24 protein-coding genes and 1 pseudogene are annotated in these 24,939 nt (G+C 67.3%); 9 read left to right on the top strand and 16 right to left on the bottom strand.

Features of this window, described 5'->3' with window-relative positions; translation table 11 throughout:
- The first annotated feature begins 32 nt into the window (after positions 1 to 32).
- The 7 genes from IM689_RS02260 (at position 33) to IM689_RS02230 (ending at position 6,623) form a co-directional block, all read left to right on the top strand.
- A complete protein-coding gene (locus IM689_RS02260; RefSeq protein ID WP_205744921.1) occupies positions 33 to 1,355 on the top strand; it encodes a cation:proton antiporter in 1,323 nt (440 codons plus the stop codon).
- 173 nt (positions 1,356 to 1,528) lie between these two features.
- Positions 1,529 to 2,899: an NAD-dependent succinate-semialdehyde dehydrogenase gene (locus tag IM689_RS02255; RefSeq protein WP_193642692.1), complete on the top strand. Its 1,371-nt coding sequence runs from the start codon at positions 1,529 to 1,531 to the stop codon at positions 2,897 to 2,899.
- 39 nt (positions 2,900 to 2,938) lie between these two features.
- Entirely contained in the window at positions 2,939 to 3,397 is a 459-nt protein-coding gene (locus IM689_RS02250) for a DoxX family protein (RefSeq protein WP_193642691.1), read from the top strand.
- A 107-nt stretch (positions 3,398 to 3,504) separates the two neighbouring features.
- Positions 3,505 to 4,188: a type 1 glutamine amidotransferase domain-containing protein gene (locus IM689_RS02245; protein WP_193642690.1), complete on the top strand. Its 684-nt coding sequence runs from the start codon at positions 3,505 to 3,507 to the stop codon at positions 4,186 to 4,188.
- 468 nt (positions 4,189 to 4,656) lie between these two features.
- The gene (locus IM689_RS02240; protein WP_047310648.1) at positions 4,657 to 5,280 is read left to right on the top strand and encodes a hypothetical protein; all 624 of its coding nucleotides are present in this window, start codon (positions 4,657 to 4,659) and stop codon (positions 5,278 to 5,280) included.
- 142 nt (positions 5,281 to 5,422) lie between these two features.
- On the top strand, positions 5,423 to 6,157 hold the full coding sequence (locus IM689_RS02235; protein WP_193642689.1) for a heme peroxidase: 735 nt from the start codon (positions 5,423 to 5,425) through the stop codon (positions 6,155 to 6,157).
- A 61-nt stretch (positions 6,158 to 6,218) separates the two neighbouring features.
- The gene (locus IM689_RS02230; RefSeq protein WP_193642688.1) at positions 6,219 to 6,623 is read left to right on the top strand and encodes a hypothetical protein; all 405 of its coding nucleotides are present in this window, start codon (positions 6,219 to 6,221) and stop codon (positions 6,621 to 6,623) included.
- Between the two features lie 1,171 nt (positions 6,624 to 7,794).
- Here the strand turns inward: IM689_RS02230 and cydB are convergent.
- The 5 genes from cydB to IM689_RS02205 form a co-directional block, all read right to left on the bottom strand.
- Positions 7,795 to 8,886: a cytochrome d ubiquinol oxidase subunit II gene (gene cydB / locus IM689_RS02225; protein ID WP_193642687.1), complete on the bottom strand. Its 1,092-nt coding sequence runs from the start codon at positions 8,884 to 8,886 to the stop codon at positions 7,795 to 7,797.
- A 15-nt stretch (positions 8,887 to 8,901) separates the two neighbouring features.
- Positions 8,902 to 10,410 carry a cytochrome ubiquinol oxidase subunit I gene (locus IM689_RS02220; RefSeq protein ID WP_193642686.1) on the bottom strand — a complete coding sequence of 503 codons (1,509 nt, stop codon included), beginning with the start codon at positions 10,408 to 10,410 and terminating at the stop codon, positions 8,902 to 8,904.
- 114 nt (positions 10,411 to 10,524) lie between these two features.
- Entirely contained in the window at positions 10,525 to 11,265 is a 741-nt protein-coding gene (locus tag IM689_RS02215) for a hypothetical protein (RefSeq protein WP_193642685.1), read from the bottom strand.
- Positions 11,266 to 11,351: 86 nt separating this feature from the next.
- Positions 11,352 to 12,188, bottom strand: a complete 837-nt coding sequence (locus IM689_RS02210; RefSeq protein ID WP_193642684.1) for a hypothetical protein — start codon at positions 12,186 to 12,188, stop codon at positions 11,352 to 11,354.
- Positions 12,189 to 12,195: 7 nt separating this feature from the next.
- Entirely contained in the window at positions 12,196 to 12,924 is a 729-nt protein-coding gene (locus IM689_RS02205) for a LolA-like protein (RefSeq protein WP_193642683.1), read from the bottom strand.
- A gap of 164 nt (positions 12,925 to 13,088) precedes the next feature.
- On the opposite strand from IM689_RS02205, the gene argS reads away from it, so the two are divergent.
- Together argS and IM689_RS02195 are read left to right on the top strand one after the other, a co-directional pair.
- Positions 13,089 to 14,876, top strand: coding sequence for an arginine--tRNA ligase (gene argS, locus IM689_RS02200; protein ID WP_193642682.1), 1,788 nt, complete (start codon positions 13,089 to 13,091; stop codon positions 14,874 to 14,876).
- A gap of 323 nt (positions 14,877 to 15,199) precedes the next feature.
- Positions 15,200 to 16,816: an HNH endonuclease signature motif containing protein gene (locus IM689_RS02195; protein ID WP_193642681.1), complete on the top strand. Its 1,617-nt coding sequence runs from the start codon at positions 15,200 to 15,202 to the stop codon at positions 16,814 to 16,816.
- 246 nt (positions 16,817 to 17,062) lie between these two features.
- Here IM689_RS02195 and IM689_RS02190 read toward each other — a convergent pair whose 3' ends face one another.
- From IM689_RS02190 to IM689_RS02145, 11 genes and pseudogenes are all read right to left on the bottom strand, one after another.
- Positions 17,063 to 17,872, bottom strand: coding sequence for a class I SAM-dependent methyltransferase (locus IM689_RS02190; protein ID WP_193642680.1), 810 nt, complete (start codon positions 17,870 to 17,872; stop codon positions 17,063 to 17,065).
- Between the two features lie 120 nt (positions 17,873 to 17,992).
- The gene (locus IM689_RS14550) at positions 17,993 to 18,130 is read right to left on the bottom strand and encodes a GNAT family protein (RefSeq protein WP_227484449.1); all 138 of its coding nucleotides are present in this window, start codon (positions 18,128 to 18,130) and stop codon (positions 17,993 to 17,995) included.
- 71 nt (positions 18,131 to 18,201) lie between these two features.
- Positions 18,202 to 18,366: pseudogene (locus IM689_RS14840) on the bottom strand (GNAT family N-acetyltransferase); the annotation flags it as partial.
- Positions 18,367 to 18,428: 62 nt separating this feature from the next.
- On the bottom strand, positions 18,429 to 18,593 hold the full coding sequence (locus IM689_RS02180; RefSeq protein WP_193642679.1) for a hypothetical protein: 165 nt from the start codon (positions 18,591 to 18,593) through the stop codon (positions 18,429 to 18,431).
- Positions 18,594 to 18,636: 43 nt separating this feature from the next.
- Positions 18,637 to 19,155, bottom strand: a complete 519-nt coding sequence (locus tag IM689_RS02175; RefSeq protein ID WP_193642678.1) for a hypothetical protein — start codon at positions 19,153 to 19,155, stop codon at positions 18,637 to 18,639.
- Complete coding sequence (locus tag IM689_RS02170) at positions 19,155 to 19,757, bottom strand: class I SAM-dependent methyltransferase (protein ID WP_193642677.1); 603 nt, start codon at positions 19,755 to 19,757, stop codon at positions 19,155 to 19,157. Before IM689_RS02170 ends, IM689_RS02175 begins: the two co-directional genes overlap by 1 nt.
- Positions 19,758 to 19,764: 7 nt before the next feature.
- Complete coding sequence (galE, locus tag IM689_RS02165; RefSeq protein ID WP_193642676.1) at positions 19,765 to 20,784, bottom strand: UDP-glucose 4-epimerase GalE; 1,020 nt, start codon at positions 20,782 to 20,784, stop codon at positions 19,765 to 19,767.
- A 45-nt stretch (positions 20,785 to 20,829) separates the two neighbouring features.
- On the bottom strand, positions 20,830 to 21,645 hold the full coding sequence (locus tag IM689_RS02160) for an alpha/beta fold hydrolase (protein ID WP_193642675.1): 816 nt from the start codon (positions 21,643 to 21,645) through the stop codon (positions 20,830 to 20,832).
- A 137-nt stretch (positions 21,646 to 21,782) separates the two neighbouring features.
- On the bottom strand, positions 21,783 to 22,520 hold the full coding sequence (locus IM689_RS02155) for a histidine phosphatase family protein (protein WP_193642674.1): 738 nt from the start codon (positions 22,518 to 22,520) through the stop codon (positions 21,783 to 21,785).
- Positions 22,517 to 23,635: a phosphotransferase family protein gene (locus IM689_RS02150; protein WP_319803761.1), complete on the bottom strand. Its 1,119-nt coding sequence runs from the start codon at positions 23,633 to 23,635 to the stop codon at positions 22,517 to 22,519. Before IM689_RS02150 ends, IM689_RS02155 begins: the two co-directional genes overlap by 4 nt.
- Complete coding sequence (locus tag IM689_RS02145; RefSeq protein WP_193642673.1) at positions 23,632 to 24,909, bottom strand: acyl-CoA dehydrogenase family protein; 1,278 nt, start codon at positions 24,907 to 24,909, stop codon at positions 23,632 to 23,634. Before IM689_RS02145 ends, IM689_RS02150 begins: the two co-directional genes overlap by 4 nt.
- Positions 24,910 to 24,939 lie beyond the last annotated feature (30 nt).

Below are 24,939 nucleotides of genomic sequence, written 5' to 3'. Positions count from 1 at the left end.
GGAGGCACGGACGAACAACGAGAGGTGGCGGCGTGGCTGTCGACATGACCTGGCTGCTCGGCGGAGTGGCGCTGCTGCTCGCCGTCTTCCTCCCGACGCTCGTGCGCAGCGTGCCGATCTCGACACCGCTTGTGCTGCTCGGCGTCGGTGTGCTGTTCGGTCTCATGCCGCTGCCGGAGGGCTTCTCGCTCGACCCGGCCATGCACAACACGTTCCTCGTCCACGCCGCCGAGGCCACCGTCCTCGTCGCGCTCATGGGCGTCGGGCTCGCGCTCGACCGCCCGCTGCGCCTGCGTCACGGCTCGTCGTGGCGCGCGTGGGCAGCGACGTGGCGTCTGCTCGGCGTCGCGATGCCGCTGTGCATCGCGGCGGTGGCGCTGCTCGGGTGGGGCATGGGCATTGCGGCGCCGACGGCGCTGCTCCTCGGCGCTGCACTTGCACCGACCGATCCGGTGCTCGCCTCCGACGTCCAGGTCGCCGGCCCCGAGACGCAGGAGATGGGTGTCGGCGACGAGGAGATCGACGAGTCCGACGAGGTGCGCTTCGCCCTCACCTCCGAGGCCGGCCTCAACGACGGCCTCGCGTTCCCCTTCATTTACGCCGCGATCGCGTGGACGATGGAGGGCGCACCCTCGCACTGGGCCCTGAAATGGATCGGCTGGGATCTCATCGGCAAGGTCGCCATCGGCGCCGTCGCGGGTGCGCTCGTCGGGTGGGTGCTCGGCAAGCTGTTCTTCCGTCTGCCCCACAAGCAGTACCGGCTCGCCGACGCGGGGGAGCCGCTTGCGGCGCTCGCGGCCATCATGGCGGCGTACGGCCTGACGGAGGTGGTGGGCGGGTACGGCTTCCTCGCAGTGTTCGTCTGTGGTCTCGTACTGCGCGCCAGCGAGCGCGGCCACAGCTACCACGCCGAGATGCACTCGTTCATCGAGCGGCTCGAGCAGATCCTCACGCTGCTCATGCTGCTGTTGCTCGGCGCGTCGGCGACGAACGGGCTTCTGGCACACGCGGATTGGCGCAGCGTCGTCATCGCACTCGTGCTGATCTTCCTCATCCGCCCGGCTTCGGGCTGGATCAGCCTCGCAGGTCGCCGTGACGACACCGACCGCGCCGTCGGCCTCACGTCGCAGGAGCGGTGGGTGACGGCGTTCTTCGGCGTCCGCGGCATCGGCACGGTCTTCTACGTCGCCTACGCGACGGGGAAGGCGTCCTTCGACGGCGCGGAGTGGCTCTGGTCGACGGTCGCCGTCGTCATGATCGCGAGTGTCGTCGTCCACGGCATCGCCGTCACGCCCGCGATGAACTGGCTCGAACGTCACCGCACGAACCACCGTCGGGCGCTCGCGGACGCTTGATCCACCGGCGCCCCGGCGGCGCCTGCGCTGCACCCCCGGCGCCGGGCTGGCCGGGCCGCACACGCGGGCGCGTTTCTTCACCCCTCGGGGTGAAAAACTGCGTGCAGGAATGCTTCTGGGGGCCGGTGGTGTTGTGATCGATGAGAGAACTCATCGATCTGAGGAGGCACCTCATGGCCTACCGCACCGAGAACCCCGCCACCGGCGTCGTCGAGAAGGAGTACACCTCCGCGACGGATGCTGACGTCACCCGCGCCATCGAGCGCGCCGACGCCGCGTTCGGCACGTGGCGCACGACGGACGCGTCCGAGCGCGCCGCCGTCCTCACCAAGGTCGCCGACCTCTACGACGAGCGCGCCGACGAGCTCGCCCGTGTCATCGGCGCCGAGATGGGCAAGCCGCTCGCGCAGGCGCAGGGTGAGGTCGCGCTCGCGTCGTCGATCTTCCGCTGGTACTCCGAGCACGGTGAGGAGCTGCTCGTCGAGGAGCAGCTGAACATCGGCGACGACGCGAAGTCGCTCGTCGTCACCGACCCGATCGGTGTGCTCATGGGCGTCATGCCCTGGAACTTCCCGCACTACCAGGTCGCGCGGTTCGTCGCGCCGAACCTCATGCTCGGCAACACGATCCTGCTCAAGCACGCCTCGATCTGCGCGCGCACGGCCGAACTGATCGAGGAGATCCTCCACGCCGCGGGTGTGCCGCAGGATGCCTACATCAACCTGTTCGTCAGCAACGAGCAGATCACGTCGATCATCGAGGACCCGCGCGTGCGCGGCGTCTCCCTGACCGGTAGCGAGGGCGCCGGCAAGGCCGTCGCCGAGACCGCGTCGCAGAACCTCAAGAAGAGCGTCCTCGAACTCGGTGGCTCGGACGCGCTCATCGTCCTCGACGACGTCGACGTCGCCGAGACGGCGAAGGCCGTCGCCACCGCGCGCATGAGCAACGCCGGGCAGGCCTGCAACTCCCCGAAGCGCATCTTCGTGCCGTCGACGATGTTCGACGACTTCGTCAACGGCGTTGTCGCCACCGTCGAGGGCATTAAGGTCGGCAACCCGGACGACGAGGGCACGGACATGGGCCCGCTTTCGTCGGTCGAGGCTCGCGACGACGCGATCGCCCAGGTCGAGCGCGCCGTCGAGCAGGGTGCGACCCTGCGCACGGGTGGCACGGCGCTCGAGCAGGACGGCGCCTGGATGGCCCCCGCCGTGCTCACCGGTGTCACGCGTGAGATGGACGCCTTCAAGGAGGAGATCTTCGGCCCCGTCGCCGTCGTCTACTCCTACGACTCGATCGACGAAGCCGTCGAGCTCGCCAACGACTCCTCCTTCGGCCTGTCCGGCTCCGTCTGGGGCAAGGACACCGACAAGGCGGAGCAGATCGCCCGGCGCCTCGAGGTCGGCATGGCCTATGTCAACGAGCACGGCACGACGAAGGCCGGCCTGCCATTCGGTGGTGTGCGCCGCTCCGGTTACGGGCGTGAGCTCGGACGCTGGGGCTTCGGCGAATTCGCCAACACGAAGCTCGTCCGCGTCGCCAAGTGATCGATGCGTCGTGACCCGCGACGCGAGGAGGAAACAACCATGACTCGTTTCACCCGACTGATCGAATCCGTCCGGTCACTTGCCGAGCCGGCCCCGCCGGCGACCCGTGGGCAAGAGGTGGCCCGTCTCGGCCTCGGAACCTTCATGTCGTTCGCCGGTGTCTCGCACCTGACGTTCGCCCGCAAGGACTTCCAGGCGCAGGTGCCGGACTGGTTCCCGATGGACAAGGACGTCGTCGTCCTCGCCTCCGGTGTCGTCGAGGTCGCGTTCGGTGCGGCGATGCTCACCCTGCCGCAGCGTCGCGCCGCGGTGGGGGTGGCGCTCGCCGCCTTCTACGCCGCGATCTTCCCCGGCAACATCAGCCAGTACGCGGAGCGGCACGACGCCTTCGGTCTCGACACCGACACCAAGCGCCTCGTCCGTCTGTTCGGCCAGCCCGCCCTCATCGCTGCGGCGCTGTCGGCGGCTGGCTTGCCCCGACGCGGCTCGCGTCGCTGATCTCACCGTTTCGCACCCAAGAGAAGTGCCTCACCTACAACAAGTGACGACTCGCCCCGACGCGAACGCCACGCGCTGCTGCGCACTGAATCACCAAGGAGACTGACATGTCCAACGTTCTCTTCGTCGTCACCGGCGCCCGCTCCTGGACCCTGGCCGACGGCTCGAGCGTCCCGACGGGTTACTGGGCGGAAGAACTTCTCACCCCCTACCGTCTGATCACCGGGGCAGGTCACTCGGTCACGTTCGCCACGCCCGGTGGTGTGACGCCGGTGGCCGATGAGGTCAGCCTCGCCCCCGACGCGAACGGCGGCGCTGACGTGCGTCCTGACCTCGACGCGATCGACGGCCTGCAGCACCCCATGAAGCTCGAGGACGCCGTCCTCGGCGACTATGACGCGGTGTTCTACCCGGGTGGGCACGGCCCGATGGAAGACCTTGCGCAGGACGCCACGTCCGGCAAGCTCATCGCTGACGCGCTCGAGGGCAGCAAGCCTGTCGCGATCGTGTGCCACGGCCCGGCAGCGCTGCTTCCGGCGCGGACGGCGGCGGGCGAGCCCGTCGTCACCGGACGCAAGATCACCGGCTTCTCGAATGAGGAGGAGAAGGCCGCCGGCAAGGCTGACAAGGCCAAGTGGTTGCTGGAGGACCGGCTGCGCGAACTCGGCGCTGACGTCTCGACCGGCCCCGCCTGGCAGCCGTTCACCGTCGTCGACGGTGACCTGCTGACGGGTCAGAACCCGGCATCGTCCGAGGCGCTCGCCAAGAAGCTGCTCGAGCGCCTGAGCTGAGCCTGGCTGCGCGACGCGCGAACATGCCGAAGGCGCCTGGATCCCCGTGGGGTCCAGGCGCCTTCGGTGTTCACGGGCGGCCGGCGAACGGCCGATTGGGTTCGGCTCTCACGTGGCGTGGCGCCTCGTCGTGCGAGATGAACGGGCTCAGTCCGCTGCCCCGCGCATCATGGGGATGCTCGCGACGAGGACGACCAGCGAGGTGAGCGCGCAGAAGAGAGCCGGGCTCGCGCTGATGGACAGGCGTGTCGTGAGCAACCCCGCTGCGAGACGAGGTGTGTGCTCGGCACCTCGATGCGCCCGGACGTCGGCCGACGAGCGCCGGCGAGCAGTTCGAGCAGCGTCGACTTACGTTGTCGTGCACGGCATCGCCGTGACATCCGTGATGGGATGGCTCGAGCGAGACCGGGAGGGTCGCTCGGCGCCTGAGCGCGAAGGCGCCACGGCTCTCGCTGAGGGAGGAACGGCATGACGACGTACCGACGCGACCGCTTCGACGGCTACATCGCGGGCGCAGGCTCGACGTCCGGGCGGCGCTTCGTCGTCGGGGTGTGGGAGCGTTCGCCCCTCGGTGCGTTCGCCGACGTCATGGTGGCGCACCCCGACGGGTGCCGGGAGTTGCTGGCCCCGAGCGAGCAGGTGGCCGAGTACGTGTCGGGCACCTACCAGTTCGATGGGGTGACGCTCGTCGATGTCGTGGTGGATCGCTCGGTTCGTGACGGGGGCGAGCGATGGGTGGTCCAGGCAGGTGAGCTGCAGCTGTCGCTCGCAGTGGGAGGGCGACTGCTCCTGGCTGCGCCGTTGCTGCCGGTGCGCGGGCCGCTCGTCCACCCGCTCACGGCCCGCCTCATCGACCCCGTGGCGCGCCGGGTGATGACGGGCGTGCGCACCTCGGGTACGGCGGGCAACGGGCGGCGCGAGCACTATCTCGCCCAGGATCTGCATGCCGTCGAGCACATCGAGGGCACGTGGGCGGGCGAGCCGGTGGGAGCGCTGGCCGACGTCGCGCCCGAGCCGAACTTCGGGTTCAGTTCTACCCCGCGCCGCCCCGCCGTCACCCGCGTGACGACGTTCGTCGAGGTGCCGCGGTAGGGGCCGGCGAGAACCCCTCTGGCAACGTATTGACGCCCGGCGACCCGCGGCACGAGCGTGAACGCCGGGCACAGCGTTCATCGGGCAGCGGAGTTCGACGCTTTCCGGTTCGAGCGACTCCGTGCTGTGCGACGATCCGGCCATGAGGAACATCGAGAACTCTGATGTGGAGCGCCTTGCCGCTGCAGTGCGTCGTGACTTGGGTGACGAGTCGAGGTGGTTCAAACCCGAGGCCTATCGCAGCGTCGCCTTGTGCTTGATCGACTCCATCTATTCGACGGGTAACAGGTACTCCGGTGTCGTCGACGCGGTGAACCGTTATGTCGAACGACGAGAGTCCGAAGTGGCTGAGGCCACGACGGATTCATCGACTGATCTACTAAAGGCCGTTGAGCGTTGGGGTGGGGACACTGCGCTGGCCGACGCGACGAAACACTGGCGCTGCTGGCCCAGCAAGGAAGCACCCTTCAAGGCGACGGCGGTCGTTCAGGCCGCCCAGCTCTTGGCCGACGTCGGTCTCGAGACCATTGACGACGTTCAGGGTGCCCTCATGGATCCCGAGAAGCAGGCCAGTTCACCGGTCAAGAAGGAATGGCTCGCGCTCCCAGGGCAGCGTTCGGGGCTTACGTGGATCTACTTCCTCATGCTGGCGGGTATCCCCGGAGTCAAGGCCGATCGGATGGTCGTGCGTTACGTGGAGCGCGTCCTCGATCGACCGGTTGAGCCCGTGGAGGCCGCGCTTCTGGTGAGCGCCGTTGCGGATGAGCGAAAGCTGCCGCGCACCCTCCTCGATCACGCGATCTGGCGGCAGGCATCGGGTCGTCCGATCTTCGTCGAGGGTGACGTGCACTTCGAGGACGCCGGAGTCGAGAGCTGAGAGGGGCGCCACCGTCCTAGGCGCCTGAGGGTTGTCAGTGCTGGGTGCCACTCTCTGAGGCATGAATTTTCCCACCTCAGAAATGACGTCCGGATTCAATGACGTACTGACGCTCAAGCAGGTCGCCGACGATTTCGCGCGTCAGCGCCCTGAGCTTGCCGATCGACTCGTGAGATACGGGGAGCACTTCGTCTACCTCCTACCCGTGGGCGATGGTCGATCCGTCGTGACGGGCAAGATGTCCGTCGGCAGGCTTTCGGGTTGGACGTGTGCGGCTCCCGACGCCGAGAACGAGGAGGAGGCCCGAGCACTGTTGGGGCGCCCGATCCCCGAGGTTGTCGAGGCCGCCCTCGCGCACCATGATCGGCTTGCCAATTTCTCCGCGCGGCGTTGGGGTGCGGAAACGCAAACCTTGGCGGCGGATCGCTTGCGGTGGAAAAGGCGTGATGGGGGGAGGGTGCGATGATGGGCGTAAGAGAACTGCTGTCCTCGCCCACGAGGGGCGCTTCCTCCGGAGACAGACCTGATAGTAGTTCTGTACCCGAAGTGCGTGCCGCCCTGTCTGAAGTTCGAAAATCAGCGTGGCTCTTTCTTGGAGTGTTGGCGATTTTTCTCATGGCGGCTGGGGCCGCCACCCTTGTGGCATTTGAGATAATGGACAGGCGCTTAACTGTCCGTGATATTCGCGCGACGAGGGACACTTGGTCCAATGATATTCTAATCGGATATCCCACTACGCTGTGGGTTTCTGCCGTATTGGGCATTCTTCTAGATGGGCGCAAAGGGCCGGATCAGCCAGAGGTCTCTGCCGTGGACAGAGTGGGCTTCGTTGTGGCGATGACAGTTATCCGCGGTCTTATGGCAGTAGCTGGGTTGTTGGCCTCGCTGTCCTTGGTGCCCGGCGCTAAGGAGGCCTATTCGGTTCCTCGATCGGTCTTGGCTGTGGCACTTGTTGCTGCGATGGCTGCGACGTATGGTGTCCTTTCGCTTCCTCGATGGAGCGAAGCATCTCTTGCCCTCGACACTTTGATGGAGAGGCAGCGCGCGCTCGAAAAATTTAGAGCGCTCTTGCCTAGGAGGAGTACATTCAAGGCGCGGGCTGGTGAGGCCCTTCTGGTGCTTGCCGTCACCTTGGTGGTCACTGCCTGTTGTCAACTTGTCTTGGATGGCACAGTGAGCCTGGTAACGGTTTCTGCACTCGCTCTAACGGTCAGCGTTCCAGCCATTCCTCTTCCCAATCTGATTTGTGAAGCAAGGCTCGACCTGTCGACCACTCGCTATCTATCTATGGGAGCTATTGCTATTCTGGGACCAGGGCCTCTAATTCTGTTGATTTGGCAGGGCGTACAAGGAGGGTCGGAAGTATTAGGCGCACTCTCCCTTGCTGCCATTCTGTTTGCTGTTCCGCCTCTTGTCGTAGTCGTTCGATACATGGGGCCGTCCGGAAGGCGTCTGGATCGCTCGTTTGTTGAACGTGAGCTTCGCCGATTGAACGAGCGGAGGGATGCACTTGAACGTCAAGCGCGCTTCGCTGAGCACCCGAGGCCCGTTTCGAACGCAGTCGGGGTCAACGAGGGCGCGTAGAACAACGCCGCCGCCCGAATCGGGCGGCGGCGTCCTCGTGCGACAAGCGAAACTCAGTGCACCTTGATCGGGTCGGGCCTGCTCGGGTCGACGGCCTCCGGAATGTGCTTGGTCGTGATGCGCTTGCGGAAGACCCAGTACGTCCAGCTCTGGTAGAGCACCACGAGCGGCGTGAAGATGAGCGCCACCCACGTCATGATGACGAGCGTGTGGTGCGAGCTCGACGCGTTCTCCGTGGTGAGCGACCAGGCCGCGTTCGTCGTGCTCGGCATGACGTTCGGGAAGAGCATGACGAAGTACGTCAGCACGAACAGCGAGATGGCCACGAACGTGCCCGCGAAGGCTGCGCCCTCCTTGCCGCGCAGGTTGAACGCGAGAGCCGCGAGGAAGAACAGAGCCACGAGCACCGACGTCACCCACGAGGTGACAGTTCCGACCTCGATGCCCAGCCACACGAGCAGCACGACGGCGAGGACGGCGGCCGCGAGGCCCGTCTTCGTCGCGAGCGCACGGGCGTCGTGGCGGATGGCGCCGTCCGTCTTGAGCGCGACGAAGAAGCAGCCGTGCGTCATGAAGACGAGCATCGTCACGATGCCGCCGAGCAGCGACAGGGGGTTGAGCAGCGTGAAGAGGTTGCCGGTGAACTCCATGTCCGCGTCGATCGGCAGGCCGCGCACGATGTTCGTCAGCGCGACGCCCCACAGGATGGCCGGGATGAACGAGCCGACGATGATCGCCGCGTCCCAGCCCTTGCGCCACGAGTCCGAGTCGCGCTTGTGGCGGTACTCGAAGCCCATGTTTCGCACGATGAGGCCGACGAGGATGATGAGCAGCGGCAGGTAGGCCGCGGAGAACAGCGTCGCGTACCAGTGCGGGAAGGCCGCGAAGGTGGCGCCACCGGCGGTGAGCACCCACACCTCGTTGCCGTCCCAGACGGGGCCGATCGTGTTGAGCAGCACGCGGCGGCGCTTCTCGTTCTCGTCGATGTGGTCGGTGACGGGGTCCGTCACCTGATCCGTCGAGTCCGCCTTGCCCTTGCCGAGCACCGGCAGGAGCATGCCGACGCCGAAGTCGAAGCCCTCGAGGACGAAGTAGCCCGTCCACAGGACGCCGATGATGATGAACCAGAAGGTGGTGAGTTCCATCGTTCAACTTCCCTGTCAGTACGCGAACGAGAGTTCGTCGTCGTTCTTCGAACCGTCGGAGTGCCCACCGGGCAGGTCTTCCCCGTCGTCGGCGACGGGTTCGGCGCCCTTCCTCATGTAGTCCATGAAGAGCTTCACCTCGACCACGGCGAGCGCCCCGTAGAGCAGCGTGTACACGATCATCGAGGTGAGCACCTCGCCGGCGGAGACGCTGGGGCTGACGCCCTGCTTCGTCGTCATGACGCCGTAGACGACCCACGGCTGGCGGCCGATCTCGGTGAAGATCCATCCGATGCTCATGGCGAACACGGGCGAGAGCGCGCCGACGAGGGCGGCCGGTCCCATCCAGCGGTTGACGGGGTTGCGGCCCTTGCGGGTGATCCACAGCACCCACACGCCGATGGCCATGCAGATGCCGCCCCAGCCCATCATCCAGCGGAAGCTCCAGTACGACCACATGATGTTGGGCGTGTAGCTGTCCGCGGAGGTGAGCTTGCCCTCGTTGAACTTCTTCTGCAGTTCCGGTTCGAGGTCGTTGACGCCCTCGACCTTGCCGTGGAAGTCGCCCGTGGCGAGGAAGCTGAGCAGGTTCGGCACGGTGACGGCGAACTTCTCCTCCTTGCCGTCGCGGGTGCCGACGGTGAAGATCGAGAACGGGGCGTCCTTCTCGTACGTGTCGTAGAGGGCTTCCGCGGCGGCCATCTTCATCGGCTGCACGTCGGTCATCACCTTGCCCTGGAGGTCTCCGGTGACGACGACGCCGAGGCTCGCGACGAGCATGACGATGGCGCCGACGCGCGAGGCCTTGCGGTACATCGTGAGGTCGTCGGCGGTGGGGGCGACCTTCGTCGCGCCGCCCGTCTCGACGGCGTCAGCGGCCGCGCGGGCCTCGAGGGTGCGCTTGCGCAGGTTCCAGAGCATGACGCCCATGGCGACGGCGCCGCCGACCATGTACGAGCTGAACGCGACGTGGGGGAAGGTGACGAGCTGCACCTTGTTGAGCAGCACGGCGCCGAAGTCGACGAGCTCGGCGCGCTGGGTCTCCGGGTTGAAGCGGTAGCCCACCGGGTTCTGCATGAACGAGTTGGCAGCGAGGATGAAGTACGCCGACAGCAGCGTGCCGATGTGCACGATCCAGATGCAGGCCGCGTGCAGAGCGCGCGGCAGGCGGCCCCAACCGAAGATCCACAGGCCGAGGAACGTCGACTCGAGGAAGAAGGCGAGGAGCGCTTCGATGGCCAGGGGCGCACCGAAGATGTCACCGACGAAGCGCGAGTAGTCGCTCCAGTTCATGCCGAACTGGAACTCCTGCACGATGCCGGTGACGAGGCCCAGGGCGAAGTTGATGGTGAACAACTTGCCGAGGAACTTGGCGAGGCGCAGGTACTGGGTGTTGTTCGTGCGCAGCCAGGCGGTGTGGTAGCCGGCGACCAGGGCCGAAAGGCCGATCGTGATCGGCACGAACAGGAAGTGGTAAACGGTCGTGATGGCGAACTGCCACCGCGCCAGTTCCAGGACATCCATCGGTTGTGACCCCTCGACGAGACTTGTGAAGACTTTCACAAGAAAGGCTACTCAGGAGTTTCCGATCTCCAGAGGACCTAGGTCCTCACTTGCGGGTGGGATGTGTCACGGGCCTCACTTGCCCGTGGAACCCGATGCGCCGGAACCGGACTGGCCGCCCAGCACGGACGTGATCGGCTTCGCTCCCGAGGGGGCCTTGTACGTCTCGACGGAGTTCCACTTCGAGAACGTGTAGCTCGCCTTCGTGTTCGTCAGCTTGGAGCTGTAGTTCTCGATCTTGACGACCTGCGGCTTGTCGTCACGGGTGACGACGAGCTTGACCGCGTCCTTCGCGTCGGAGGCGCTGACGGTGTACGTGTCCTTGCCCGCGGTCTTCGTCTCGGTGACCTTGGCGTCCTTCGACGCAAGCTTCTTGCCGTCCTCGGAGTCGAAGAACTCGGTGAGCATCTGCTTGACGTCGAGCGCCGGGTTGGAGGCGGGATCGTTGGCCGCGCCCTTCCACCACTTGCCGTTGAGCTTCTTCGCGTCGGTGGCGTTGGCGCCGATCTGCTGCCAGAAGTCGGTGTTGGCCTTGAGGTAGGCCTGCTTGCCGATGACGAGCCCCTCGGAGGAGGCCCTGCCCTGCGTCTGGATCTGCTTCTGGTTCGAGCCGTTCGTCGCCCCGTAGGCGCTGAACGTCGTGCGCGTGCCGTTGACGGAGCCGACGATGTCGACGGAGGTCGACTTGGCGGACGTCGACGACGCCTTCGCGTCCTTCGTGAGGTCAGCGGCGCTCGGTGTTCCGCCGCAGGCGCTCAGGGCGAGGAGGGCGGCGCCCGTCGTCAGCGTGGCGGCAGCCGTGGTGCGCAGCGTCATGAGGGGTGACTCCGTATCGCGTCGGGGAGGCTCGGCGGTGAGCCACTGTGCCAAACGCGCGTGGCGCGCCCAAAGTGCCCGGCGTGTCAGGTCGTCTTCTCGGTGCCTGATTCGGGGTCGGCCGAGCCCAGGTCGAGCGCGCCCTTGGGGGCGGTGACCTCGAACTTCTCGTTCCAGCGCGAGAAGGAGGCCAGGGCGAACTCGTCCTCACCGGGTGAGGCGTCCTCGATCTTGAGCAGGTTGTACTTGCCGTCGGCGCTCGCCCAGACGACGGTGTCACCGTCGGCGCCGGTGATTTTGTACGCGTCCACCCCGTCGACCGTGTCTCGGGTGAGCTCGGCGTCGTCGGAGGCGAGCGTCTTCCACTTAGGGTCGCTGTCGTCGGTCATCGCGTCGAAGATCGGCTTGATCGACAAGTCGTCGAGATCGTTGTCCTCCCAGGTCGACGCAGGTGCCTTGACCCAGCGGTCGGCCAACGACGACGCGTCCGGGAGCGTGGGGTCGTCCTCCGCGACGGCCTTCCAGTAGGCGTCGTCGCCCTTGAGGTAGATGTCGGAGCCGATGCGCCGCAACGTGAAGTTGCCGATCTCGTCGCTCGTGAAAACGATGTCGCTCGGGTCGGTGTCGAGGTCTCCGGTGATGATCGCCCGTGGAGACTTCTCGTCCATCGCGTCACGACCGTCGACCCGCAGCGAGGTGTAGGCATCGATGTGGTCCTGCGTCTTGCTCCAGGCAGCCGTGGCGGAGGGCAGCGTCGTGCTCGATGAGCTGGACGAACTCGAGGACGACGCCGGCGTCGCCGCGCCCGAACGCGACGGCGCCGCCGCGTCCGAGCCCATCGTGCACCCCGAAAGCGTCACCGCGAGAAGCGCGGTGACGGCCGAGGCCACGCTGAGAGGACGCAGCGGCGCCGTCGTCGTCATCGGAGCGTCAGCCCTTGATGAGGTCGGTCATCTTCTTGGCGCCGCTCGGCGCCTTGATGCCGTAGTCCTTGTCGTGCGAGACGAAGTTGACCGTCGTCATCTCCTCGCCGTTGGACGAGCCCTTGGCTTCCCAGCCCTCGACCTTGAGGACGTCGCGCGAGTCCTCCTTCGAGACCCAGGCCTTGACCTTCTTGTCCTCGCTCTCGATCTTCCAGGCGTCCTTGCCGTCGACCTTCTCGTCGGTGACGGTGGCCTTGTCAGACAGCAGCTTCTTGTTGGACGCGTTGTTGTCGTCCTTGAGTTCCTTGACGAGGTCCTTGAGCGTGTCGCTCGTGTCCCCGCTGTTGCTCTCGGGGGACTCGACCCACTTGTCGGCCATCATCGACGTCATCGCGCTCGAGGCGCCGCTGTTGCCCATCGCGGACTTCCAGTAGGCGGAGTCGGCCTTGATGTAGGACTTGCTGCCCACGATGACGGCCTCCATCTTGCCGCCCTCCATCTCGCCCGAGAGCGTCTGGGGGTCGCCGTCGACGTCACCCTTGATCGTGAAGCTCGCCGGCTTGCCGTTGCTCTTGCCCGAGGCCTTGACCTCCATGCTCTTGTACTTGCCGGCCGACTCCTGGGAGGCGTTCCAGGCGTCCTTGGCCTTGGGGGCTTCTTCGCCGCCGCAGGCCGCCAGGCCCATCGTGGCGGTGGCGGCGATCGCGACGGCGGCAGCCGTGCTGCGGAGTTTCATGGTGTTTCCTCCCGTGGGGTGCAATTCTTCGTCGTCAGTCTTACAGACTCGGGGAGTCCGACGCCGTCAGCCTCGCTGAGGTTCCGCCCGAGTTCTCACGCAGTGGGCCGACGGGCCGTTCGACGAAGCAGAACTGATTTGCGCCGCCGCTCTAACCTTGACGTATGGCAGATCCCATCGCTTCGTTGACCGGTTTCGTTCAGAACGCCATCGCCACGTCGTTCGGCGAGGAGTGGCGAGACGCGGACCCGGTCATCCGCCCTGCCAACAAGAAGCAGACGAGCGCCGACGTGCAGGTCAACGCGGCGATGGCGCTCGCGAAGAAGGTGGGCAAGAACCCGCGCGAGGTGGCGACGGCCATCGTCGAGGCGCTCAAGGCGGACTCCGCTGCGATGCAGCTCATCTCGGACGTCGAGATCGCCGGCCCGGGCTTCCTCAACATCACGCTGTCGACGGACTGGGTGGCCGCGGAGGCTTCCACGATCCTGGCCGACGGCACCCTCGGCGTCCTGCCCCCGAGCAAGCTCGAGGTCATTCCGCTCGACTACTCCTCGCCGAACGTGGCGAAGGAGATGCACGTCGGCCACCTGCGCACGACGGTCGTCGGTGACTCGCTCGCGCGCGTGCTCGAGCGCCTCGGGCACACCGTCGTGCGCCAGAACCATGTCGGCGACTGGGGCACGCCGTTCGGCATGCTCATCGAGCACTTGCTCGAGGTCGGCGAGAACAGCCCGGAGGCGGAGCTTCTCGAGACCGACCCCAACGCGTTCTACCAGGCCGCGCGCGTCAAGTTCGACACGGCGGAGAAGGCGGAGCCGGCCGGCTCGAAGGGCGACTTCAACATGCGGGCCCGCAAGCGGGTGACGCTGCTGCAGGGCGGCGACCCGGAGACGCTGGCGCACTGGAACAAGCTCATGGATCGCTCCAAGGCGTACTTCAACCGGGTGTACTCGACGCTCGGCGTGACGCTGACGGACGCCGACCTCGCGGGCGAGTCGACGTACAACGACGAACTCGCGGGCATCTGTGAGGACCTCGAGTCGCGTGGTATCGCGCGGATTTCCGACGGCGCGCTGTGCATCTTCCAGGACGAGTTCACCGGCCGTGACGACGCTCCCGTGCCTCTCATCATCCGCAAGAGCGACGGCGGCTACGGCTACGCGACGACCGACCTCGCCACCGTCCGGCACCGCTCGCAGGATCTGCTCGGCGACCGGCTCGTCTACGTCGTCGGCGCGCCGCAGAACCTGCACTTCCGCATGACGTGGTCGGCGGCGGACAAGGCGGGCTACATCCGGCCGGAGTCGACGCCGATCCACGTGCAGATCGGTTCGGTGCTCGGCGCGGACGGCAAGATGCTCAAGACGCGTTCGGGTGACTCGGTGCGGCTCATGGAGCTGCTCGACGAGGCCATCGAGCGCGCCGAGAAGGTCGTCGCGGAGTCGAAGGCCGACATGACGGACGCCGAGCGCGCCGTCGTCGCGCGCCAGGTCGGCATCGGCGCGGTGAAGTACTCGGACCTGTCGGTCTCCCACGACAGCGAGTACACGTTCGACTTCGACCGCATGCTCGCGCTCACCGGCAACACGGGCCCGTACCTGCAGTACGCCGCCACGCGTATCCGCTCGATCCTCGCGAAGGCCGCCGACGCGGGTGCGACGCCTGCGTCCGCCATCACGATCGGTGAGGACGCCGAGCGCGCGCTCGCGCTGAAGCTGCTCGACTACGGCGCCGTCGTCGCGCTCGTCGGCGAGACGCTCGAACCGCACCGGCTCGCCGCCTACCTCTTCGAACTCGCGACGGCGTTCACGGCCTTCTACGAGAAGTGCCCGGTGCTCAAGGCCGACGACGACGCCGTGCGCGACTCGCGCCTCGCCCTGTGCGCCCTGACGCTGCAGGTGCTCAGCGACGGCCTCGGCCTCCTCGGCATCGAGACGCCCGAGAAGATGTGACGCCCCAGCGGCGTTTGCGTTGGGGGCCTTGGTGCAGCTGACGCACTTCGGTGCAGCTGATGCGGTTTGAGCAGGCTCAGAGTGCGTCAGGTGCACCGAACTGCGTCAAGCACCGGGGCATACCCCCCGGGGGGTGACCGTGGCGGAGCCCGGTGAGCACTTGGTGCATTTCGGTGCGTGTGACGCAGTCTGAGCAGACTCAAACGTGCGTCAGGTGCACCGAACTGCGTCAGCTGCTGGCGGCGGTGTCTGACCGCTTCTCTCCGGTAAATTTGGGCGGACTTTTCGCTCGATAATCGAACATAAGTTCGATAAAATGAGGCATGGAGACAACGCAGCGTGACGCCGTGGCCGAGGTGCTGGCCGCCGTTCGCGCGCTGCCTCTCGAAGCGCGAGTCGAGGCGTGGCACGCGATGGGCGTCGAGCTCTTCGAGGTCGCGGCTCGTTCGACGATCGACTGGGGTGAGTCGTCGGCGCTCGCGGTGGACGCGGTAACCGTTGATGAGGAACTCGCCCAACTCGACGCCGAGCGACGCGCCCTCGAAGAGCTCACCGTCACGGCCGCGTACGTCTCGCGCAGCGCCGACGCCACGATGCACGCCTTCGCGGCGGCCCACGCTCGCGTCGTCACGCGACACGACGTTCTCGAGGTCGACCAGTGGGAGAGCGACCCGCGTCAGTTCGTGCCCGGCGAGTTCGCTGCCGACGATTTGGCGGCCAGACTCGGAGTCCGTGTCGGTACCGCGGAGGCGTGGGCCGAAGCGGGTGACGCCGTGCGAGCCTCGTTGCCTCGCATGTTCGTCATGGCCGGTGCGGGGGAGATGCGCATGACGACCTGCGAGACCGTGCTTCGCGAACTGGAACACCTTGAGCCGGCCGAGCGGGAGAGCGTCGAGGGGATGCTCGTGTCCGGTCGGGCGCTGCTGGGCGGTTCGGCCGCAGTGAAGCGTCGTGTGCGGCGGCTCCTTGCCTCGCTCGGATTGTCGACGCCGGCGGATGAGGACGCGTCGGAGGCGCTCGTCGAGGTCTCGTTCCGCGAGCACCCCGATCAGCCCAGGCTCACGCAGATGACCGTTGTCATGGACGCCGACCAGGCGTGGCAGGTCCAGGCCGCCATCGATGCGCGTGCGCGCCAGCTGGCGCAGGAACACGAGCGTCTGCACGGCGGCGCGACGCGGTATCGGATGAACCGGGCGCGGGTCGATGCCTTCGTCGACCTGCTCCTCGGCTCCGTGAGATTCGACCCCATCGTGCGGCTCACCGTGCCCGTGCGCTGTTTCGAGGACGGCGTCACCCCAGGCACAACCATGCCCTTCGCCGGTCAGGGGAGCGGCATGCCCGTTTCATTCGGTGCCGTCGTCCGCAGTCAGGGGTGCGCTGCTCCGCTCGGTGCGGGGCAGAACGGTGATGGCGTCGGGGTCGGCGCCTCGGCAGGTCAGCGACGCGCCGCAACCGCCCCGCGCTCGACGACGCGAGTCGCCGACCTGCACGTGCCCGGCGTCGGTGTCGTGTCGGCGGCCTGCGTGGAGCGCCTCGCCTCGACGGTCGGTGCCGCCTTCACCGTCGCCCTCGTCGACGAGAAGCGCGGCGTGACGCGGTGGACGTCGCGATTCACCTACCGCCCGTCGATCACCACGCGCCGGTTCGTCGAGCAGCGTGACGAGCACTGCCGCTTCCCCGGCTGCATGCGCCCGGGCGAGTTCTGCGATGCCGACCACGTCGTGCCGTACGCCGACGGCGGCGCCACGTCGGCTGCGAACCTGCAGCTGCTGTGCCGCCACCACCACCGTGCCAAGACGTTCGGCGGGTGGGCCGTGGCCATGCGCACCGATGGAGTGTGCGTCTGGAACTCGCCGACCGGCGCCTGGTACCGCACCGACCCCGCCGACCCGACGGCGTACGAAATCACCTCGCGCGAGGGTTACGCACTCATCGCCTGAGTGGGCCGCGAGAATGGCGACGTGAGGGCGGGGATGTGGGCTCCGGTTCACGCATCAAGACCGAGGGCTATGGCCAGTCGATGAACGTCATGGTGAACAAGCGCAGCGAAACCTGGTGGGAAGAGCAGTTGGAGCACGCGGGCTTCACGATCGACGACCGGCGGACAACCGACGGGCACCACACGATCCACGCGTCTGGCGCACTGACGCCCGACACCGCGTGCCCCGTTCCGGGAGAGTGTCCCGTCAGGGTTTGCGCCAGAGCACCTCACCGTGAGGAACACAGAACCAGCCGTCGGGGTGCTCGCCCCACGATCGCCACGCCGCCGCCATGACGTCCACGTCGTTCGATCCCGCGACAGACCCCTCCACGAGCTGTTCGGTGAGGGCGGTCCGGCTCACACGGTCGGCCCACAAATCGGCCCACCAACGGCGCTCATCCGGTGTCGCGTACGTCCAGGTCGAACTGGATGCCCGAGCATCTACCAACTCGGCCGCGTGAGCCCAGGCCAGCAGGCGTCGTCCGGCGTCGGGCTCGCCGCCGTTGGCCCGCGCGGCGCGCGAGTAGCTCTGCCGCCATCGTTCGATTCCAGGTGTCTCCGGCCACCACGTCATGGCACCGTAATCGGCATCACGAACCGCGACGACACCGCCCGGCTTCGTCACGCGAGCCATCTCGCGCAGCGCCGCCACCGGGTCTGCGACGTGTTGAAGAACCTGATGGGCGTGGACGACGTCGAAGGTGTCGTCCGCGAAGGACATGCCGTGAACGTCCTCGACGGCGAACTCCATGTTCGTCACACCGGCGTCCTGCGCGGCGCGTCGTGACAACGACAGGATGTCTTCGCTCGTCTCGGCGACGGTGACGGAGCCGACGCGCCGCGCGAAGTCGACACTGATCGTGCCCGGCCCTGCGCCGACGTCGAGCAGATGGACCTCGGGCGTGAGGTGGGGCATGAGGTACGCGGCGGAGTTCTCAACGGTGCGCCAGGTGTGGGAGCGCAAGACAGGCTCGTCATGGCCGTGGGTGTATCGCGGGTTCTTTTCGTCGGTCATGGCTCGAGGGTGCCCCAGGATCCGACCTTCGCGCTGGGGCGCTTCAGTCGTCGGTCGCTACGGCGGTGTACGAGATGGCCTCATGCGAGGGTCAGCAAATCATCGCCTCGCGCTACGGACTCAGGTGAGATCGAGGCGCATGAGGTCGTCAGCCACCCGAAAACCGAGGAAGCGATACAGCGGTTTCGACATCTCCGACGGCGCGAGAACCACCCGCACCATGCCCTCAGCGCGGGCGTGCTCGACCAGTTCCGACATGAGTGCGGCCCCGCGATGCCCTGCCGCCGGAACTCGGGGCTGACGAAAACGTTCGCGGCGTAGAGCCAGCGCGCGGGAGGGCGGCCCGGGCTCGGCATCCGCGAGTAGATGAGCGCGTTCGCCATACCCACTGGGCGTTCCTCGCTCGTCAGTGCGACGGTGGCGCGGCGGTGGTGACGCTCCGACCGCCACCACTCGTGGAAACGCTCGTCGAACTGGGTATCGGTGGCCGACATGTCATGCCATTCGTAACGCAGGGCCAAGAGGTCGCGCGCATTGGAACCTACCTCGGTGATGGTCACGCTGGATGCACGCATGCCGCGAGGATAACCAACGATGTCGATTGTGCGATGGAGCGAGCCGTCGTGACCGCATCGACGGCATCGAGCGCTACGAGGTCGGCGTGAGCGTCCAGGACCGGCTCTTCGTGGCCGTGGGTGTATCGCGCGTTGTCGTCGCTCATGGGGCGAGGGTGCCTCAGGTTTCGGCCCGCGCGCCGGAGCGGTTCAATCGTCGGTCGCCACGACGAGCCGCACGAGGTGGTTCGCGCGGTCGATGGCGACGAACTCGTGGAAGCCGCATGCTCCGATGACGAAACCGTAGTTGTGCTCGTGCGCGGTGCCCGGGCCGACCAACCGGTACAACGAGGTCGCAGACTCGAACCAGCCGAACACTTCGGCGAGACCGCCCCAGGCGGTGTCGCTCACGACGAAGCCGGAGTCGCTCCAGTCCTGCTCCGTGGCCCACCTCGTCAGAGTTGTGCGGGCTTCGTCAGCGGTGCACGGAACGAACTGATCCGGGCCGAGGTCCCACAGCCACCACCGGCCGTGCCGAATCCGGGACAGCGACGGTGAGTCCGGGTCGAATGGTGAGGCGTAGTCGTGCCCATACGCGCGATGTCGCACGAGCGCGCCCAGCAGCTCGGTGTCGTCAGCGATCTCCGACGTTGTTCGAAACACCACCGCGTCGACGCGCAGGAACGTGTCGTCGAGCGCGACGCCCGCAGTATCGACGACGGCGAGCACTACAACGCCCGCGTGAACACCCCGACGACGAAGTCGGACTCGTCGTCACGTGCGTGCATCTCCCACGTCGAGAACAGCGCGTCGCGGCGCCAGCCGGCGCCTTCGGCGTCGGCCACGAACTGTTCCAGCGTGTACCCGCGGTTCGTGCCGAACCCGACGGCCAAGCGGCCGCCGTCGCGCACCGCCGCGAACAACGCAGCAAGCGCCCGCGCCTGCGCGCCGTCCTCCATGAACGGCAACACGTTGCCCGCGCACACGACGGCGTCGAACGGGGCCCCGAGAGACTCGAGCAGGCCCGACGGCAATGCGCCGAGATCGCCCTGCTCGAAGCGGATGCCCGGCCAGTCCTCACGCGCCGCGTCGAGCAGCACGGGGTCGAGGTCCACGCCGACCGGCGAGAGCCCCAGCGCCTTCATCGCGCCGCTGACTCGCCCTGGTCCGCATCCGGCGTCGAGCACCCGCGAACCCGGCCCGACGAGCGCCGCGACGAAACGCGCCTCGCCTGCGAGATCCTCACCGTCGGCGGCCAGCCCACGCATCCGCTCGACGTACCAGGTCGAGTGGTTCGGGTCGTCCGCGATCGTGCGCGCCCAACTCGTCATCGGCGCTTCAGCCGCCGAACCCGTTCGGGTTGGCCGACTGCCAACGCCACGTGTCGACGCACATGTCGTCGATCGTCTTCTCGGCCTTCCAGCCCAGCTCCTCGCGGGCGCGCGTCGGGTCGGCGTACGTGACCGGCAGGTCACCCGCACGGCGCGGGCCCACCTCGTAGGGCAACTCCTTGCCGCACGCCCGCTCGAACGCGTGGAGCAGCTCGAACACGCTCGTGCCCTGCCCGGTACCGAGGTTGAACGCACGCGCCGACTCGCTCATCGCGTCGAGGTGGTCGAGCGCCGCAACGTGCCCGGCCGCGAGGTCGACGACGTGGATGTAGTCGCGCTCGCCGGTGCCGTCCTTCGTGTCGTAGTCGTCACCGAAGACGCCCAGCTTCTCGCGCCGCCCCACGGCCACCTGTGCGATGTACGGCATGAGGTTGTTCGGGATGCCGCTCGGGTCCTCCCCGATGAGCCCGCTCTCGTGCGCGCCGATGGGGTTGAAGTAACGCAGCAGCGCCGCCTTGAAACCGGGGCTCGCGGCCGCGACGTCCGTGACGATCTGCTCGATCATCGCCTTCGTCCAGCCGTACGGGTTCGTCGCGCGAAGCGGCTCGTACTCCTCGTGATACGGCAGCGGCGCATCCGGGCCGTACACCGTCGCCGACGACGAGAACACGAACTTCTCCACGCCGTGCTCGGTCATCGCCGAGAGCACAGCGAACGTCGAGTCGAGGTTGTTCGCGTAGTACATGAGCGGCTTCTCGACGCTCTCACCGACGGCCTTGTACCCGGCGAAATGGATGACGGCGTCGGGCTTCACATCCGTGACGAGGGCGCTCGTGGCCGCGACGTCCGTGAGGTCGACCTCGTGACACGTCACCGGCTGCCCGGCGATCTGCTCCAAGCGCTCAAGCACCTTGGGGCTTGAGTTCGCGAAGTTGTCGGCGATGACTGGTTCGTGGCCCGCCTCGAGCAGGGCGAGCACGGTGTGGGAGCCGATGAAACCGGCACCGCCGGTGACGAGAACGCGCATGCCGCCACGATACGGCCCCGACGTGACGGGTCGGGGGAGGCGGCGTCAGTGGCGGGGGAGGTGCTCCACGCGTTCGACGAACGAGCGCACCAGATGAGTCACCGTCTGCGGCGATTCGAGCGGTACCGCGTGCCCGGCCCCTTCGACCGTGTGCACCTCGGCGCCCGAAATGAGCTCCTCGAGCCGCCTGCTGCGATACGGCGGATTGACGGTGTCGTCCTCGCCGACGATGAGCTGTGTCGGAACTCGGAGGCTGTGGGCCTCTGGCTGTGTGCCGCGGCGGTTCGCGAACGCGCGGATCGCGTGGCGCAACTCGGCTCGCGACGGCTGCCCGAACTCCTCGGCCCAGTGGTCGACCTCTCGCCGCACCTGCCCGCTGCGCAGGCTCGCCTCGCAGAAGAGCGCCTGCCTGAGTTTCGGGCGAACCGCCCACCCGCCGAGGCGCCGATAGCGGTTGGCCAGGCGCAGGTACCAGTACGCGTCGTCGGGATCCTCCGCGTTCGCCGACGCCCCGAGCAAGGTGAGGGAACGGAAGAGTTCACCTCGCCGGGCCGCGAGCGGCAAGGCCGCCGAACCGCCCAAGCCGTGCCCGACGTAGTGCACTGGCCGGTTGATCGTCGAAAGAAGCGCCTCGAGGTCGTCGACGAGGTCGTTCATCCCGAACGGGCCGCGGGCCGACGTCAGCCCGTGCCCGCGCCAGTCGAAACTCACACAACGGAACTGCTGTTCGAGTGCGTCGAGTTGATGGTGGAAGAGAGACCCCGTGAAGAACAACCCGTGCCCCAGCACGACCACGGGGGCGTTCCGCGGGCCGGACTCGATGAAGTGGAGGGCCGCACCAGGGCGCTTCAACTCGGCCACGGGCACTCCTTCCTCATGGGTGAATCGCCGGTCGCTAGTCGGACGGGCGACTCGGAACCCTACCCGAGAGGGTGAGAAGTCGGCTGGGGACGCACCGCGTCGCCTCACGCCGCAGAGGGGCCTCGCCATCGGGCGACTCAACGGTAGGTGACGTACCCCTCGCGACCTTGGAGGTGGCTGTGGTCGTTCACCGTGAGTGCCGTGAGTGTGCGCCCGACGAGGATCTTCGTCACGGACGCGTTGACCGTCGTGGCGCTGAGATTGTGCCAGACGGCCACCGCGGCGTCACTGACGCCCGCGGCGCCCGCACTCGAGACGGCGCGTTCCTTCGGCGAGCTCGTGAGCAGGTGCGAGGCCACCCAGGAGATCGGCCCGCCGGACGACACGACGACGGCGTCCTGCCTCGAGGAAAGCCGCGACGTCACGCGCCCCAGCGCGAGCATGATGCGGTCGGCGAACTGGGCGAACGTCTCGTCGTAGTCGTCGTGCTCACCCGACGTCCACCGACCGGTGGCCTCGACGAACATCTCCTGGAACGCCCGACGCGGGTTGCCGCGGCGCGCGAGGTCGGCCTGCATGACGGCCTGGTTCGTGTACGCCGGTTTGTGCGTGTAGACGATGGCGTCGTGGTCGTACTCGTTCCACCCCTCGTCGATGTCGACGGGAGCCTCCCAGCCGGCCTCCTCCCACATGCGCGAACCCGTGACGCGCTGGCGCTGAAGCGAACCCGTGACCAGCAGGGCGGGCTTCACGCCGCACCCGGCGAGGGCGGCGCCCGTCATACGCGCCTGCTCCTCACCGAGCGGCGACAGCTTGTCGTAGTCGCTGCGCCCGAAGCTGGCCTGGCCGTGACGCACGAGGTAGACGACGCTCACGCGCCGTCCCCGTTCGCGCCGATGAGCTTCTCGCAGCGCCACTCAAGGTAGTTGACCATCGGGCGGAACTGCTTGAAGACGGCGTTGTGCGTCTGCCCGTTCGCGTAGCGGTAGTAGATCTGCTGCGCGATGACGGCCAGGCGGAACAGCCCGAACACCTCGTAGAACAGCTGATCCTTCGGGTCGATCGTGCGCCCGGACTTCTCGGCGTAGTAGCTCCACACCTCGTCGCGCGTCATCATGCCCGGCGTGTGCGTCGGCTGACGGCGTGAGCCGCGCATGAATTCGTCGTCGTCGGCCTGCACCCAGTAGGCGAGGGCCCCGCCGAGATCCATGAGCGGATCGCCGAGGGTTGCCATCTCCCAGTCGAGGATGCCCAGGATGCGCGTCGGGTCGTCCTTGTCGAGCACGAAGTTGTCGAAGCGGTAGTCGTTGTGGATGAGGCAGTTCGCGACGTCCTGCGGCTGGTGCTCGTCGAGCCACGCCATGACCGTCTCGAACGAACCGGTGCCGTGCTCCTCGCCGTGAGTGCGGGCCTTGCGGTAGCGCGCGGACCACCCCTCGACCTGACGACGCACGTAGCCTTCGCCCTTGCCGAACGATTCCAGCCCCGCGACCTTTACGTCGACCGAGTGCAACGCGATGAGCTCGTCGATCGCCGTCTCGCACAGCCTGCGCACGCCGGCCTCGTCGAGGCCCATCTCCGGCGGGATCTCCTGACGCAGGATGATGCCGTCGAGGCGCCCCATGACGTAGAAGTCGCTGCCGATGACCGACTCGTCGTCACAGAAGGCCACCATCGGCGCGACGGCGGGAAAGTGCGGCGCGAGTGCGCGCTGGATGTCGTGCTCGCGGCGCATGTCGTGTGCACCCTTGGCCTTGGTGCCCGAGGGCGGGCGTCGCAGGATGAGGTCGCGCTCCGGGTAGCGCAGGAGGTAGGTGAGGTTGCTCGCCCCGCCCGTGAACTGTCGCACCTCCGGCGTGCCGTCGAGAGCGCTCGTGTCGGCTTCGGGGTGCGCGTTCTCGCGCAGCCACTGCGCGACGGCGGCCACGTCGAACGCGTCCTCCTCGCGCATCGCTCCCGCGTTGGCCTCGACGTCGTCGAGCGTCGTCACTTCCCTGCACCCCCGGAGGTGGCGGCGAGGTAGGGCTTCAGCTCCTCGCGGGCGACCATGCCCAGGTGCACCTCGTCCGGACCGTCGGCCAGACGCAGCGATCGCGCGGTGGCGTAGGCGCTCGTCAGCGGGAAGTCGTCGGACATGCCGCCACCGCCGTGGATCTGGATGGCGAAGTCGATGACGTCGCACGCGATGTTCGGCACGATCGCCTTGATCGCGCTGACGTCGACGCGCGCGGCCTGCGTGCCGCCGTTGTCGAGCTTCCACGCGGCCTGCTGCACGAGCAGACGCGCCATGTCGATCTGGATGCGGGCCTTGGCCAGACGCTCGCGGTTGCCGCCGAGCAGCATGAGCGGCTTGCCGAACGCGACGCGCTCCGTGCCGCGTGTGCACGCCCGCTCGAGAGCCATCTCGGCGAGGCCGAGCAGGCGCATGCAGTGGTGGATACGGCCCGGGCCGAGGCGTCCCTGCGCGATGGCGAACGCCTTGCCGGGGCCGGCGAGGATGTTCGAGACGGGCACGCGAACGTCCTCGAGGAGGACCTCGCAGTGTCCGAGAGGCTCGTCGAGCTGACCCATGACGGGCAGCGCGCGCTTGATCGTGACGCCGAGTGCGTCGGCCGGAACGAGGATCATCGAGTGACGCGCGTGACGGTCGGCGTCGGGGTCGCTCAGGCCCATGAAGACGAAGACCTTGCAGTCGGGGTGCGCGGCGCCCGAGCTCCACCACTTGCGACCGTTGATGACGACCTCGTCGCCGTCGATGACGGCCCGCGCGTCCATGTTCGTGGCGTCCGAGGAGGCGACCGCCGGCTCCGTCATGAGGAACGCCGAGCGGATCTTGCCCTCGAGCAGCGGCACGAGCCACTCCTCCTGCTGCTCCCTGGTGCCGTACTTGAGCAGCACCTCCATGTTGCCGGTGTCGGGGGCGTTGCAGTTGAAGATCATCGGCGAGAGCGGCGTGCGGCCGGTCTTCTCCGCGATGGCGGCATAGTCGATGTTCGACAGGCCCTTGCCGCCGCGCGTGCCGAAACGCTCGGCCCACTCGTCGCCCTCGCCCTCGGGCAGGAACAGGTTCCACAGGCCCGCTTCGCGCGCCTCGGCCTTGAGCTCCTCGATCTTCGGGTGAACGACGAACGAGTTCTCGCCCTTGGAGCGAAGCTCGGCGTAGTAGTGCTGAATCTCTTCTTCAGCGGGTTCGATGCGCTCGCGGACGAAGGCGTCCACCTCGTCGGCGAGTTCCTGGGCGCGGGGGGAGACGGTGAGATCCATGTCTTGACTGTACTCACTCTATTGAGCAAT

The organism is Dermacoccus barathri (assembly GCF_015070805.1).
In the GTDB taxonomy this organism is placed as follows: domain Bacteria; phylum Actinomycetota; class Actinomycetes; order Actinomycetales; family Dermatophilaceae; genus Dermacoccus; species Dermacoccus abyssi.
This window is presented reverse-complemented; position numbering and strand designations above follow the sequence as displayed.

Bases quoted from the DNA above. Each gene is read 5' to 3' on its own strand.
- IM689_RS02170 (WP_193642677.1), bottom strand. From the start codon at position 19,757: ATGACGAGTTGGGCGCGCACGATCGCGGACGACCCGAACCACTCGACC.
- IM689_RS02210 (WP_193642684.1), bottom strand. From the start codon at position 12,188: ATGACGACGACGGCGCCGCTGCGTCCTCTCAGCGTGGCCTCGGCCGTC.
- galE (WP_193642676.1), bottom strand. From the start codon at position 20,784: ATGCGCGTTCTCGTCACCGGCGGTGCCGGTTTCATCGGCTCCCACACC.
- IM689_RS02230 (WP_193642688.1), top strand. From the start codon at position 6,219: ATGAATTTTCCCACCTCAGAAATGACGTCCGGATTCAATGACGTACTG.
- IM689_RS02235 (WP_193642689.1), top strand. From the start codon at position 5,423: ATGAGGAACATCGAGAACTCTGATGTGGAGCGCCTTGCCGCTGCAGTG.
- IM689_RS02255 (WP_193642692.1), top strand. From the start codon at position 1,529: ATGGCCTACCGCACCGAGAACCCCGCCACCGGCGTCGTCGAGAAGGAG.
- IM689_RS14550 (WP_227484449.1), bottom strand. From the start codon at position 18,130: ATGTCGGAACTGGTCGAGCACGCCCGCGCTGAGGGCATGGTGCGGGTG.
- IM689_RS02250 (WP_193642691.1), top strand. From the start codon at position 2,939: ATGACTCGTTTCACCCGACTGATCGAATCCGTCCGGTCACTTGCCGAG.
- IM689_RS02245 (WP_193642690.1), top strand. From the start codon at position 3,505: ATGTCCAACGTTCTCTTCGTCGTCACCGGCGCCCGCTCCTGGACCCTG.
- cydB (WP_193642687.1), bottom strand. From the start codon at position 8,886: ATGGAACTCACCACCTTCTGGTTCATCATCATCGGCGTCCTGTGGACG.
- IM689_RS02215 (WP_193642685.1), bottom strand. From the start codon at position 11,265: ATGACGCTGCGCACCACGGCTGCCGCCACGCTGACGACGGGCGCCGCC.
- argS (WP_193642682.1), top strand. From the start codon at position 13,089: ATGGCAGATCCCATCGCTTCGTTGACCGGTTTCGTTCAGAACGCCATC.
- IM689_RS02180 (WP_193642679.1), bottom strand. From the start codon at position 18,593: ATGAGCGACGACAACGCGCGATACACCCACGGCCACGAAGAGCCGGTC.
- IM689_RS02220 (WP_193642686.1), bottom strand. From the start codon at position 10,410: ATGGATGTCCTGGAACTGGCGCGGTGGCAGTTCGCCATCACGACCGTT.
- IM689_RS02195 (WP_193642681.1), top strand. From the start codon at position 15,200: ATGGAGACAACGCAGCGTGACGCCGTGGCCGAGGTGCTGGCCGCCGTT.
- IM689_RS02190 (WP_193642680.1), bottom strand. From the start codon at position 17,872: ATGACCGACGAAAAGAACCCGCGATACACCCACGGCCATGACGAGCCT.
- IM689_RS02205 (WP_193642683.1), bottom strand. From the start codon at position 12,924: ATGAAACTCCGCAGCACGGCTGCCGCCGTCGCGATCGCCGCCACCGCC.
- IM689_RS02240 (WP_047310648.1), top strand. From the start codon at position 4,657: ATGACGACGTACCGACGCGACCGCTTCGACGGCTACATCGCGGGCGCA.
- IM689_RS02145 (WP_193642673.1), bottom strand. From the start codon at position 24,909: ATGGATCTCACCGTCTCCCCCCGCGCCCAGGAACTCGCCGACGAGGTG.